We start from the raw sequence: 645 nt of genomic DNA on the forward strand, positions 1-645 counted from the left end.
TATTCTCTGCAACCTTAATGCGCATTTTGCGACGGAGTTCAGTGTAGCAAATTCTAACTACAACGCAACATTACACCACTGCATACGTTAAATAAATGTTATCAACAATTCTACAAATTTGCCGGGACTGGATATATACTGGCTTAACTCCCAAACCCAAACGGAATATAACAATATGAAAACTAAGACTCTCCTACCTCTACTGCTTGCTCTTTCTCCAAGTTTGGCTTTCGCACATAACTTGTCGGTTGGTGAAACCGTTCCACCTGCACAAGTCGGCGCATACGGTGAAATTGTTTTACAAGGTGAAGGTGTGGCTTACCAGCCTGGGGCAACACAGCATATGTTAGGTAAAGTCCGCGTAATTCAAGCGATTGCTGGTCGCAGCAGTTCAAAAGAGATGAACGCACCGCTGATGACTGCAATTACCGCCGCTAAATTCCCAGAAGATAGCTACCAGACCACCACCATCATCAACCAAGATGATGCGATTTGGGGCACTGGCTCATTTGTGAAATCTTCTGCACAAGACAGTAAAAAAGAGTTTCCTTGGTCATCAATGGTATTGGATGAAAATGGCTTGGTGGCGAACACTTGGGGGCTAAAAGAAGAAAGCTCTGCGATCATCGTACAAGATAAACAAGG

General features: G+C 44.0%; 1 protein-coding gene. It reads left to right on the forward strand.

Annotated features, from left to right (window positions below; genetic code table 11):
• Positions 1 to 175 precede the first annotated feature (175 nt).
• Positions 176 to 645 (forward strand): YtfJ family protein (locus R7R24_RS27715; RefSeq protein WP_318120279.1); only part of this gene is annotated, 470 nt, incomplete at its 3' end.

This window comes from Vibrio sp. 704, from assembly GCF_033339295.1.